The following is a 13,671-nucleotide window of genomic DNA, read 5'->3' on the forward strand; positions in this document are numbered from 1 at the left end:
TCTTTCAGATATAAAGTTTGACAATTTAGCGAGCATCATCAATACCATTATTAATTCTTAGTTTAAAGAAGGAATACGCACACTTTGATGAAGCGAACGCAGAAAAAAATACAGAGAAGAGTGATGAAATAAAAAATGCGTATGCAACGCCGAACTCTCCATACAATCTCATAAGCAAAATGGATAGAGAAACAAATGTGACCAAATTGAACAAAGTTATTGTAGATATCTTCTTGGTATCTTTAGAGAAAAAAATGTAGTCTACAAACAAACCATACAAGAATGTAAAATAAAAACCGGCTAGCAACCATTTTACAACAGGTAAAGACGAATGATAGCGCTCATCAATAAACCAGTCATATATAAAATAACTAACACATCCCAGTAGAAGATAAATAATCAAGAAGGCAAATGCGACTACTATCGTTGCAAGGTATAGTTTTCTTAAGTTTGTAGAAACATTTCCAGACAGTATTTTAAAAACATGTGGTTGCCAAGCTTGAATAAATACAGAGTTTAGTATCAATGCGATACTGGCGACCTGAGCTGCAACAGAATAAGGACCAACAAAGCTCGCACCGAAAAAAAATAAGATTAACAGCTTGTCACCGATTCGTATAACTTGATTCCCTAACTCATTAAATACAAACGCCAAACCTGTCTTTGCATAATCATAATAAAAATTAATATCAAATTTAAATATTAACAAACTATTTTTCTTGATGTAAATAGCCAATGATATTGCAACAATTAGAGCAGACAATATAATCGCCGATACTCTACCCTCGACATTGTAAGATAGCAACACAACAAATAAAATACTAAAGAACACTTGAAGTATAGAGCTACCAACTTCAGTAATAGCGTATTTAATTTGCTGATTTGAAACTCTAAAATATACTGTCATTATACGATATAAATACCCCAAAAAGGCAGATAGGGGGATCGTTAGCAATAAGCTATGAGATATAGAATCTAAAGTTATTATCTTTCCAAGAGCATAAATAAGCAAAAAACTGATAATGAGCATAAATACAGGAATGAGAGATAAACTACCTAATAATTTAGAATACTCTTTTTCCTCAACTTTAAAGTACTCTATCCCAATGTGTACATGGCTTCCCCAATACATAATAGTGGACAAAAATGTCATGAGCACGATGTATACAGAGACTTGACCATATTCATCCGGAGATAAATACTTAGTCATGACTGGTAATAAGAAAAATGGTACCGCTCTACTTAGTAATGATGATATTGTATAAATAGATAATGATTTTAATAAGTTCATATTTCTGACACTAACTCATTGTTAATAACATCAAAAAATTGAACTTTAAGCTCTTGTGTTTTATTGTTATTTATAATGTCAATCATACTTTTTTCATCTTCTACAACATAATAATTTCCAATTTTTTCTAACGTTGAGGACTGTATAAAATCACACTCTTTAATACAAATGACTTTTCGATTGGATTGAAGTGCCTCATAAACAACTGTTGATTGAATACAGACTATGTCAGATGATTCTTTTATACAGTCACTCAAAGTGACCTCATCTGTTACAACTTTTACGTTTTTACAGTCAGAGAACTCATTTTTTATCAAGTCAGAATCAAAAAACTGATTAGGGTGCAATTTGTAAATAATCTTCCTGCCAACTTCCTGATCTAAAAGATATAAATAATCTTTTAATACTTCGTGGTGATTATTTCTACTAATAAATAATATAGTATCGTTACTTGCTAGTGTTACATCTTTCAACTCATGCCCTATTACCTTAAATTGCGTACCAGGCATATTGATTTCTTTAGTCCAAAATTCAGAGAAAACCCAAAACTCTTTAGGAAGATAGACACTATGCGAATTTGTGAGTGCTGGATATGAATAGACTGGGTGAGTAAAGCCGACATAACCATGCTGAAGTTCGGTAACTTTAACACCTCTAGACTTAGCCGCACTTATCAATCCTTTTTGAATACCATTTTGAACTAAGAAAACTTTCTTTATACCACTACACTTAAAAAGCAAGTCATAGAATCTTCTTTCAGAAAGATATTTTGAGTAAGCCTCTTGCATGGCCGATATAATAACTTCCTCTTGGCATAGTGAGTGAAAGCTTTCATTTATAGCTTTTAAAAAACTTTCAACTATGGTTTCTGGGAGGTATTTCTTTAACGAGTAATTAAATAAAAACCGCGCATTAGCGTTTGAATTTGCTAAATGATATAACTCAATTTCAGCTACACGCTTCTTGTCAATGCGATCTAATATGGGTTTACTATATTCATCGACATAATTTCTATTACTTAATGTCCTCGAAGTTTTACAAAAAAGAACATCATTCTTTTTAAACTTTATTCTGGTTAAGAATATAAGTTTTAAAACTAAAGAAAGTGAAGACTTGATGGTTTTTTTAATGGAATTTTTAGTTGCAATAGGTTCATATTGTTTCTGAAGTGCTTGAAATACATTATATCTAACTATATCCCATACATTTTCGCCATTATACTGTACGTCAAAGAGCTCATTTTTCATCTCCATGGCTTGAAACGCAATCATAAACTCATTAATTTTCATTACTTGTTTTACCAAATGAATTAATACTAGCTAAAGACATTAGAATTATTAATGCAATTCCATGATTTGAGTCGAACATATATGGGTTTATCATAGCATAGCCTATGTAGCATAAGTATATTAATAATATCTTAATATTACTAAGTAAAGGTGATATTATTTTAAGATGCGCGTATATAAAAACAATCATTCCAATGAACCCAATTTGATTTAGGATATATAGAAATTGAAGTTCAAAATAAATATCACCAGTGTAATCTCTAGACATGGTTTTAATGGATAGTGTATGCCCTAAACCATTTCCAAATAGCAATAAATTGAGACTTCCGGACATGTCTCCTAATAATACACTAGCTTGATCAAACCTCGTTCCTATTGAGCTTACATCTCCTGTTGATTTCATAACTATTGTGTCAACAGCATAACCAATAAATATCGTGAGAACTACACCAAGTAGCATTGAAAAAATAAAATTCCTAACTGAGAGCTTAAATCTAAGTTGACTTTCTATTAGGTAATGAAAAAAAACAAAGATTGCAAAAAAAAGATAGAAAGCTAGATTTCCGCAGAATACTATCGCAGTAAAATAAACTATTAGATAAATCAGTCTACTATCACCTTTTTTATGAAGATAAAAGTTGACAAAAAAAGCAAATGGCAAAAGAGCATTACCTACTATCTGAACTTTATATAATAATCCATTATAGGTATATATATCCCCCCACCCATTATTCAAAACCCAATGCCTTACAGGTAAGTAATTGTCAATATCAAACATAATAGGTAAGGTTACACCGACTCCTATCACCGTCAGGGCTTGAATAAAAAACACCAAGTTAAATGCCTTTATCAAAAACTTTCCATCAAATTTTAGTATCGGTATAAGGTTTAATAAGAGAATAATTACAAAAAACCGTAAATTTAATGAAGTTTCATTACCTTTATAAATAGAATATATTGATGCAATCAATAGAAAAATAAAAAACACCAAAAATGGCCTAATAGATTCTCGATAAACTCCCTTAATTAAAGTCAAGAGACAAGTTAACAATAGTAATGGTGCAATAAAATCGGATAAGAAAGTAATTGGTACTTGTCTTGTTAAACAAATAAGAAGAAATAAGAAAACTATTGCTGATAACGTATTAACCAAACGGACATTAATTATATCTTTAGTCTTTGTCATAAATCACAATTGTTCTAGGGCTACACTGTGTGATCGAAAGCACTAATCACATCTATAACTTTACTCAAGTCACCAGGCACATCAACGGCAAGAGAACCGGCTTCAACTTCAACCATATCTACAACATAATCTGATTCCAAAAAGCGCAGTATCTCAATGTCTTCTACTTGCTCATGGCGAGTCTTCGCTTTGTTGCTGTAGAAGAAAGCTAGCTGCTCTTTTGAGAAAGCGTAGATACACACTTGCTTATAACCAAATTGATATTCACCCGTTTTAGTCTGAGGGATGCCTGCTCGACTCATGTAAAGTAACTTACCAGATTGGCTGAAAGTAACTTTCGGCACAGTAAAAGAGCGAAACTCTTGCTCTGAAGTAATGGCACACATAGCATTTGTCACATTACCACTCTTCAAGAAAGCCTGAATCACCGTATTGATATCATCTGGATTGATTAGTGGCTCGTCACCTTGGACATTAACGATGAAATCACAGTTAAGCTGTGAGTTGGCTTCTGCCAGTCTGTCGGTGCCCGTTAAGCATTCCGAGCTTGTCATCACAACCTGACCACCAAAGGCTTCAACGGCACTTTGGATACGAACATCATCGGTTGCCACGTATACTTTTTCTTGTCCCGCAGCGAAGCAGCAACGCTCCCAGACGTGCTGTATCATTGGCTTACCACAAATATCGACTAATGGTTTACCTGGGAATCGACTTGATTCGTAACGTGCTGGAATAACGACAGCAAAGGTTTTCTTATTGCTCATAATTAGAACCTCACAGTTGAAAAGTCATCGATAATCAAGTGTTGTTTCAAGTGACATTGCTCAATCATCTTCTCTTTTACATTGGAATAAGGCGCGTAAAACACAAAGTCGATGTGGTTCTGTTGGGCTGACAACATATCGGATTCTGCATCACCAAACATGACGGCATTTGTGTTGTTCTCTTGCTTAAGAATATTGCGGATAAGCTCAGCTTTTGGCGTGGGTGAGCCAAACACACCATCAAAGTGAGTATCGAGACCTCTCTGAACAAAAACATCTCTGAGTTCACTTTGCTCCGAGCCACTTGCGACATATCGTTTACCTTTGCACTGCTCAAGAAACGACATAAAGCCGGGCGTCAGCTGCGCCGTTAAGTATAAAGTACGGCACTGTTTAGAAAAGTCTGCTAAAACCCGTAGCTCTAGCTCACTTCTTTTTTCTTCTTCAATCGTTAGGATGCTATCTAGAAAGTGAGTAACGTGGTGAAAACGAGATTTCCCAAAGTTATGGCGGAAGTAATCAACACACTCCGCAATAAGATCTTGAGCTGAAAAATGCGCCTCCAGCGCATTTTTCATAGCTTCGATTTTCAATTGATTGGAATCTAAAATGACGCCATCACAATCAAAAATGTATACCTTGTATTCACTTAACAGGGGCATAAACAGAGCCTTTAGCAATCGGGTAGCTAGTTGGAGTCAAAGAGGTAATTTCTAGGCTTTTCTCATGAGCATGGTAAAGGTTTAATATGTCTACCATCTCTTGTTGACGAACGTCATCTTGAGCATAGCCATCAAAACCAACCACTGAAATCGTATTCACGCTTGATTCCAGTAAAGCACCAAGAACGTAAGCCGTTGTGATGTCATAGGGAATAGTCGTGTAAGTACCCTGAGTTGCAAACGTCTCTTTTACAACTTTGAGTCCGTAATCAATTAAGGCCCCCCCTTCAAGCTCTGATAATTCAGAAGCGGTAAAGCGACATTTGGGCAGAATGATTGGTTTATCCAACCCTTTGTAGAGTTTTGACTCAGAAAAGAACTTTGAGTTGTGAGAAATTACGTAGTAATCCACTAACTCAGAGGCAATATGCGCTGTTGTATTGATTGAGATAACAACCGGTTGAGTGTTCTTAATGTACATCTCAATCGCTGATGCGTACTTCTCTGTATTTGGAGCATTAGCAATAATGAGGACATCTTTACCATCAAAGAGACCTTGTGCGTCTTGGCTTCCAGTCACTTCTGCCTTACTGTCAGAGAAGCTTAGTGCCGTATCAAGTACTGCACCATTGTACGATGTTGTACCTTCTAGCTTACTAAGGTAGTCAATCGCACCAATGATTTCGTCAGTGCCGTAGTGGGTACTAGACAACAAATTCTGAATGTAAGTAGGGTGCACATCATTTTGAGCGCCTAAGAAGTACAATAAGTTACTGCCCCAACCATATTCTTTTTGCATCGCCTCAAAGTGCCGAATAACCAATTCATAGATTGGTTTTGGTTGGTATTTAAAGTCACCTTTATCTAGGTAAGCTAGCAGACTTTCAGTTTGAGTATTACCTGCACCGCGTCCCATACCAGTCACGGTTGTATCTAGCCAGGAAACACCAGCTTCCATTGCTGAAAGTGTATTATCTAAGCCTTTGCCCATGTTGTTGTGAGTGTGGATACCCATAGGACCCGTCCAATGAGTACGAAGCGCGTTTACGATACGTTGGACCTCTTGCCCATCCATATTGCCTAGTGAATCCGCAAAGTAAAGGACATCGAGACCTTCCCAACTGACTGCTTGACGGGCTTTATCTGCAATTACGTCATCAGGCTTACCGCCAGCTTGCATAAGGTTGAAGCCTACGATGTAGCCCAGTTTTTTTAGGTGAGCAACGATAGGTGCTGAAAATTCCACTTCATTGAAGTGTGCAGCAACACGGACTAAGTCAACTTTACTGTGAGCTGCTGGCACGAATAGCGCATCAATTGCTTCTTCAATTGGCATACCAGATTCAAGGATAGTCTTGGCATCAATCATCACGCCATACGTTGGTCCTTCAGGTAGGTTCAATGTGTTGATGAAATCTTCCGTCGTGTAAGCGAATGCGCCTAGAAAGCCTGATTTAGCGAAGTTACGCAAACCTAGCTCAACGTAGTCGATGTTCGCACTTGCTACGCTGTTTAGGTATTGGGTTACAACTTCTGGGTCAAAATCCCAGTTATTGTAGTAGCCACCGTCACGTAAAGTACAGTCTAAAATGGAAAAGTTCATACCGCTTCTCTCTGTTTAAATTTTCATTTTATCTCAGGCATTTTCACCTTCTGAGACACTTTTCATTCAAAATGAGACACCCAGACTTAGTCATCTCATTGTAATTGTTTGATTTCACCCATTTTGCCAAACTGGTCCAATAGGTAACGAAAAAGCCTAGACCCTAAGATCTGATTTTCCTAGGTCCTCAGTATCTTCTTTCCTAAACGCAAAGCGCACCAACACCATCGCTACGCCAAGCATACCGCCGAGCAAGGCGCCTAGCACAACGATTAGTGCTCGTTTCGGTTTGTCTTTTAGCTCTGGCACCACGGCTGGGTCAACGACTTTAAACACAAACTCATCTTGCACTTCAGCCAACATCAGGCTTTTAGTTTGTTCTTCTATTAGTTTATAAAAGGTGGCTTGCATATCCGCCACAGAGGTTCTTTGTAGCTGCTCTTGCAAGTAATTAAGGTTTTGAGTGGTTTCGGCAATCGTGCGCTCACGCATCACTTGGTTAATTTCTTCCACTAACCATGTAGCCCACTGTTGAGCAATAAAAGGGGAGTAGTGTGAAACACTAACGGTATATAAACCGCTGGTTTTATCGGTAGAGACGGTGAGTATATCTTTAATAAACGTTTCATGCGCTTCTTGAGCGGTTGGTTTTGCACCACGTAGCCCTTTCGGTTCACGCAACCACGTTTGGGTTTGCTCATCGTATACCGTATCGTCAATAATCAATTGATTGCTGGTTAAATCCCACCCTTTAGCCGCCATTAGCGGGACCAAAATATCGTACTTTTCAATAAAATGTTCAATAAAACGGCGAGACTTAATCACTTGAGCAGCAAGCTCAGTTTGACTGCTTTCACCACTGCCAAGGTTCACCCCCGCTAAAGCAGCTAAGCCCCCCAGTTGCCCAGCCATTTTCGCTAAACCACCACCGCCACTGCTTTCAGCAGGAGCTAATAGCGTATCGGCTTTATAAATATTTGGCTGACTAAGAGCAAATAAGACCGAGCCAACCGCAAATACAAAAGTAGTGGCGATGATGATCCATTTGCCTTTCCAGAGGGCGATGAAGAGTTCACGTAAATCGATTTCTTCATCGTGCCGCGGCAGCGGCGCGAATTGCGCGTCTGATTGGTATGGCGGATTGTTTTGGGTTATTTGTGTGTTCATAGGTTCTTCAGGTTTAGGGTCTAGTGAAGAAAGAGCGGGCTTCGCCCTGCTAGAGCGTCGCTGTGCGACTGCGAGAAACTGGATTCTATAAAAGCGTAAAAGCAGTTATAGACTCTAACAGACCGTTAGGCCGCTCTCGTCTCTAGCTGTTCTCGTCCTTACATCTTTCTTTGCTTTTGTTTAATTATTGCGCCCAAAATTTTGGCTAATTCTTTTGCTTCTTGGACCATACCTAAGGCCGGGTCTTTATCTAAGTAGCCAATCTCAATACCGATATAAAGTTGAGTGACTAACTCACCAAGTGAACCTTTGGCATAGTACAAAAAGCGAATTTGATCTTTTAGAGTTTCGCGCTCTTCACCCTCTGCAATATTAGAAGGAACTGAAAGTCCAGAACGAGTGATTTGGTCTTTAAATCCCCAATTACTGACTGACTCTGTCATTTTATATATTTGACATGAGAGTCGTGATGCTCTTTTCCAAACATCCAGTTGCTCAAAGCGCATGGGTGATCCTTATGAGATATAGAACGGGCTGCGCCCTGCTAGAGCGTCGCTGCGCGACTGCGAAAAGCTAGATTCTATAAAAGCGTAAAGGCAGTTATAGATTCTAGCAGGCCGTTAGGCCGCTCTAACAAGTTGCGATAGCAACACTCTCGTTTCTAGATTTAGAGCGGCCTGCGCCCTGCTAGAGTGTCGCTGTGCGACTGCGAGAAACTAGATTCTATAAAAGGTGTAAAGGCCATTATAGATTCTAGTAGGCCGTTAGGCCGCTCTAACAAGTTGCGATAGCAACACTCTCGTTTCTAGATTTAGAGCGGGCTGCGCCCTGCTGGAGCGTCGCTGTGCGACTGCGAGAAACTAGATTCTATAAAAGCGTAAAGGCAGTTATAGATTCTAGCAGGCCGTTAGGCCGCTCTAGTAAGTTGCGCTAGCAACGCTCTAGTTTCTATTATTTCAACGCATTCACCGCTACACCAGTTTGATAAAGGATTTGCGTCGCAGCGGTCCAGACGTTAAGCGCATCGCGGTAATCGGTATCCACTGGAACGACAATCGTATCACCTGGTCTGAGGCTTTCACCGCGGCGTCCAAACCAAAAACCGGTGTTGGGTTTAAAGACAGAACCATCAGCTCGCACCACAAAGATACGGTCATCATCAGCTTGCTTTTTCATACCACCAGCGCGATTAATGTAATCTTTCACTGTCAAACTTGGGTCAAGAAGATAAGTGATCCCCACTTGCACTTCACCCATCACCGAAATGGTATTGCGATACATTGGAATAAATAAGAAATCGCCATCTTCCAACATAAAATTGGCGCTTTTATTACCATCAATAATTTGATCCAATTGCACAACCATACGCCCTAATGCGCGACTATTGGTTGCTTCTTCGATAAACGCTAAGGTCTTATCAGGGTCACTAATAACACTGGAAACTCGGCTATCAACATTAAAACTCTTTTTCGCTACTTCACGACGCATATCTGCCGCGTATTGAGTCAGTAGTTTTTGTTCCTGCAAACGTAAGGCTTCGCGAGTAAAAATCGCTCCTTGTGGATGAGCAAACTCGGTTAAGCCTCCCGCTCTTTCTAGAAGTTGGGCTAATGTTTCTCCACGACGTAACGTGTAAGTACCAGGGAACTTCACTTCGCCTTGCAGTACCACGGTATTTTGTTGCTTAATACCTGGTTGCTCAAACACATTTAATCGGTCTCGCGGCTTTATCTCTCGATTAGCTTGGCGGTCACCTTGTATCACAGCGCTGAGATCAATATTTTTGATCTCCGTACGTACCGTATTACCGAATGATTCTATGCGTGCTAATTCTGCATTGGCACTAAAAGCATCGGCGCTTAATCCGCCCGCAGCGGCGAGCAACCCTTGCACGGTATTATGCTGAGAAATAGGATAACGCCCAGGGTATTTTACTTCACCAAACACTTCGGCAATCATCGCTGGCTGACCATAACTGGATTGCTGTTGTAAACGAACAAGCAAAGAAGCAAGTAAAAACTGTCGCGAGTTTTCTTGTAATGCTTTAGCTTGCTCTTGAGTAATCATTTGGCCTTGGAAGAAAATAGGCTCATCGGCTTTTCTTTTATCAAATTCGTTAGTTCCACTTGGCAGAAGAGACAAGCGCTGTTGCTCTCTCTCTGCTTCGGAACGGGCCAATGCCTGAGCTTGCTCTAAACTTTTCGCCTGAGTTTGTTCAATCTCACGGCTATCTTCTTTTGGTGTCAGCAACTCTTCTAAATCCTCAGCACTTAAGCGGTTAAATACCAGTACTTGATCTCGTGGTTGTAATGATAAATTGTCTGCGCTGTTTGGATTAAGTAAGGCATTCGCTAAGCTAAACTGATAGACCACCACATCACGCTGCAAATTAACTTCACGGATAACCAACGCATAATTTAAATCGGCGGTAGCATTAAACGCACTATCGGCAGAATGGAAAAGATCGCTGATGCGTAAATTATCACGCCACTCTGCATAACCCGCATGAGCCACATCACCCAGTAATTGCACATAATTTTGTAATAATTCACTACGCTTAGCGACGGTAATATCATCGCCATTACGCACGGGTTGTTGGAGTGCTTTTGGCTTTGTTAAGTCCAATGAATGAACATCACGAGTGCCGTGAGAACTCGCTCGCTTAATAGTCGCTCTTTCTAAATAAGCATGAGCAGTCACTCCGCCAGATAGCGTCAAAATATCTTGATAGGTTTCACCGGGTTTGATCTCATAAATAGCTGGGCGCTGCACTTCACCTTGAATGCTGATGGTTGCTTGTACAGGCGCTATCCAAACCACATCACCCGGCATTAAGCGTTCATCATTGCGACTATCGCCTTTTAACAGCAGGTCGTATAAATCAAGCGTGCGCACCACTTGGCCATTTCGCTTTAACTGAACATTACGCAAAGCTCCACTTTCACTAAAGCCACCACTGTAGTAAATGGCCTGCGAGATGGTCGTCAATGCGCTGACGGTATAAGCGCCAGGTTTATAAGCATCGCCCATGACAAAGATTTGCATGCTGCGCAGTTCACCTAAGGTGATATCGCTGCGCACACCAATCATCTGCTCTTGTACCCGCTGCATTAGGCTGGAACGAACTTCACTAAACGATAAACCCGCCACTGAAATAGGACCAAGAGAAGGAAAATTAATCACGCCTTCACGATTAACCCGTAAACGGTGGGTGCTGTTATCTTTGCCAAATAATTGAACAATGATTTCATCATTCGGCCCCACCCGATAATCGCTAGGTACAGGGACATCACTGACTGGTGCAAAGGTCGTTGGGGAAGCCGCAAAAAGATCTAATCCAAAACGTTTTAGTTCAGGCTCTTTCTCTTGGTCCTGTTTATTAAACGAGTCTAACTCGGCCTTATCGGGACGAGGAGTACGAATATCGGCGGTAGGAAGTGGTTGGCTAGTCCCACTATTATTCATACTTGGTAAGGTTATCCCATATTGCCGAGCTAAGGCTTGCTGTTGATCGGCAGGCAAGTTTTGAAACATGCGCAACTGCTCAGGTGTTGGACTTTGAGCATTAGACGAAAAAGCAAAAAGGGCTAACAACAGCGAAGAAAAGAAGATAGAGCGTCCGTGAAACATGGTGTTTTCCGATAGTTGAATGGGAAAGTGGTGCGTTTTAAGTCTAAGATCCTAGGGCCTAGGGCCTAGAACTTAAACTGCATACCAAATTGTAAAGCGGTTAAGCGTAGATCATCGCCAGCAAGATAATTTACAAACTCGCCAGTAATCGCTGTTTTTCCACTGAGCGCATAATGCAACCCGACGCCAAAAGTCGCGCCGCTATCATTAGTCGTTTGATGCTGATAATCCGCTCGAACATACGAATAACCTGCCAAAGCGTATAAGGCGAGCCGATCGGTGACTGGCATATTGGCTTTAATTAATGCACTGGCTAGGCCATCAATCGCTAAATCATCACTGCGTTTAACACTAGTGGCATAGCGACCTTCAATGGCGACATAGTCGGAAAAAAAATACCCAAACTGAATTTGAGCAAGTGCGGGGGATGACTCTAACCACCCCGTAGAAGCTTGGTATTCACTATCGCTATACGCTGCGCTCACTCCGGCATAGCCATCAGCTTGTGCCGAGAAAGCCACTAGATTGAGGGTTAAACAAAAGGCACCAATAAGTGGTTTTTTGGTTACTTGAATCACTGAGTTCATATTAAGTTTCATTTTATTGAGCATAGTAGTGAAAAACCATCCTTATCACGGAAACCGCATGAACATCACCGCCCTGTAAGGCTTTCGAGAACCTTACTTAAGTAGTTTTCATCCATTGCGCAGTTCATTCGTTTGCGTTTAATCCCACCTTTAAAGGTGGTTTCACTCTTTAATAGGTTCAAACACATCTGCCTGATCCTGGCTAAAGCCTCTGCTCGATCATCTGCTCTTATACGAGAATTGTCCTCACAAAAGGCGGTATCAAGCGACCAATGCATCACTTCTACACCCCAATGAGAACGCGTCGCTTCCAGTAATGTTTGAGCTTCTAAGTCTTTAGAGCTGATGTAGTATCGAATTCTCACATCTTGCTCTGTGGCGACCGCCGATTCTTGCCGAATTGAAGCAACAATACCCATGGATTTTAGCTCGGGCCATTCATGCTCAATATCACCTAAAACCGATAAATCACGGTTCACTAAAGCCACTCTCGTTTCCGTTCTTCCGTGACTTTTTTCTTGAGTACTATAAGAACTGCCGTCAAAGTCTTGAAGCATCTCCATTCGAAAATAATCATCAAAAGCTTGCTCAAGCATTCCCTGATTCCCTTTAACGGCTAACAAATAATCCGCTTCTTTATCGAGAATCTTCTGCGCTATTTTCTTTTGGCATCCCATGGCATCAATAGTAATCAAGCAGCCTTTTACCTCTAACAAGTCAAGTAGCTTGGGGATCGCGGTAATTTCATTACTTTTACTATCAACCTTCTGTTGGCCGATACTCATTCCGTTCGCTGTAGCAAAAGCATTCACCATGTGGATCGTTCCTTTACCCTTCGAGCGGTCATAAGAGCCACGCAATGTTTTGCCGTCGATAGCGATGACATCTCCATCTGTCAGTGTATGGCACTCCTTCATCCAAGCGATAAAGCTTCTTTGTAACGCTGCCGGATTAATCATGCCCATCACACGAGACAGCGTATCTGCAGAAGGAATTCCCGCTTCAAAGTGACCATAGCGTTTGAGGAAATCTAAGCGAGCATTGCCAAAATCGATAATCCCATCCCAGCCATCATGGCCTGACAAAACACCACAAATTGTCAGCAAAATAATATCTGATAATTTGTGTGCTATTTTGTTTTCCTGTCGATAATCTTTAATGATTTGAAAGTGCATAAATGGGTTGGTTAACTCGCTCATATTTAGGCTCCTATATTGTCTAGGAGCTATTACAAAACAACGAAAATGATCTACAAGACGATCTTTAATTTCATGTCGTTACATTCAATAGTTGGGATGACTGATAGGTTCAAAGCTAATTTTTAGCATCTCCGCAGCCCTTATATATCAACGATCTTCATGCGGTTTCCCTGCCATCCTTATCATGTAGTTAGCTTACTCCGCTACAGAAGCCATCACAACATTAGGCACGCTACCGCCCTACGTAATACAACGCATAAGCCGATTAAAAGCAAACGAATCTTTGTTAA

At 40.4% G+C, this 13,671-nt stretch carries 11 protein-coding genes; all 11 read right to left on the bottom strand.

Annotated features, from left to right (window positions below):
- Positions 1–25 precede the first annotated feature (25 nt).
- Positions 26–1,291: a lipopolysaccharide biosynthesis protein gene (locus AACS00_RS01220; protein ID WP_110168224.1), complete on the bottom strand. Its 1,266-nt coding sequence runs from the start codon at positions 1,289–1,291 to the stop codon at positions 26–28.
- Positions 1,288–2,580, bottom strand: a complete 1,293-nt coding sequence (locus AACS00_RS01225; protein ID WP_110168225.1) for a hypothetical protein — start codon at positions 2,578–2,580, stop codon at positions 1,288–1,290. The genes AACS00_RS01220 and AACS00_RS01225 overlap by 4 nt, the downstream gene beginning before the upstream one ends.
- Positions 2,570–3,766, bottom strand: coding sequence for a hypothetical protein (locus AACS00_RS01230; protein WP_110168226.1), 1,197 nt, complete (start codon positions 3,764–3,766; stop codon positions 2,570–2,572). Before AACS00_RS01230 ends, AACS00_RS01225 begins: the two co-directional genes overlap by 11 nt.
- A 20-nt stretch (positions 3,767–3,786) precedes the next feature.
- A complete protein-coding gene (locus AACS00_RS01235; protein ID WP_110168227.1) occupies positions 3,787–4,533 on the bottom strand; it encodes a 3-deoxy-manno-octulosonate cytidylyltransferase in 747 nt (248 codons plus the stop codon).
- Between the two features lie 2 nt (positions 4,534–4,535).
- Positions 4,536–5,195, bottom strand: a complete 660-nt coding sequence (locus tag AACS00_RS01240) for an HAD family hydrolase (RefSeq protein WP_110168228.1) — start codon at positions 5,193–5,195, stop codon at positions 4,536–4,538.
- Positions 5,179–6,798 carry an aldolase catalytic domain-containing protein gene (locus AACS00_RS01245; RefSeq protein WP_110168229.1) on the bottom strand — a complete coding sequence of 540 codons (1,620 nt, stop codon included), beginning with the start codon at positions 6,796–6,798 and terminating at the stop codon, positions 5,179–5,181. Before AACS00_RS01245 ends, AACS00_RS01240 begins: the two co-directional genes overlap by 17 nt.
- 156 nt (positions 6,799–6,954) lie before the next feature.
- Positions 6,955–7,965: a Wzz/FepE/Etk N-terminal domain-containing protein gene (locus AACS00_RS01250; protein WP_110168230.1), complete on the bottom strand. Its 1,011-nt coding sequence runs from the start codon at positions 7,963–7,965 to the stop codon at positions 6,955–6,957.
- Positions 7,966–8,123: 158 nt separating this feature from the next.
- Entirely contained in the window at positions 8,124–8,471 is a 348-nt protein-coding gene (locus AACS00_RS01255) for a four helix bundle protein (RefSeq protein ID WP_072670112.1), read from the bottom strand.
- 445 nt (positions 8,472–8,916) lie between these two features.
- Positions 8,917–11,595 carry an SLBB domain-containing protein gene (locus tag AACS00_RS01260; protein WP_110168231.1) on the bottom strand — a complete coding sequence of 893 codons (2,679 nt, stop codon included), beginning with the start codon at positions 11,593–11,595 and terminating at the stop codon, positions 8,917–8,919.
- Positions 11,596–11,660: 65 nt separating this feature from the next.
- Positions 11,661–12,182, bottom strand: a complete 522-nt coding sequence (locus tag AACS00_RS01265; RefSeq protein ID WP_181397641.1) for an outer membrane beta-barrel protein — start codon at positions 12,180–12,182, stop codon at positions 11,661–11,663.
- A 65-nt stretch (positions 12,183–12,247) separates the two neighbouring features.
- A complete protein-coding gene (locus AACS00_RS01270; RefSeq protein ID WP_110168233.1) occupies positions 12,248–13,381 on the bottom strand; it encodes an ISAs1 family transposase in 1,134 nt (377 codons plus the stop codon).
- Positions 13,382–13,671: the final 290 nt, after the last annotated feature.

Origin of the sequence: Vibrio sp. 11986-1-5, from assembly GCF_963878025.1 — a bacterium.
In the GTDB taxonomy this organism is placed as follows: Bacteria; Pseudomonadota; Gammaproteobacteria; order Enterobacterales; family Vibrionaceae; genus Vibrio; species Vibrio injensis.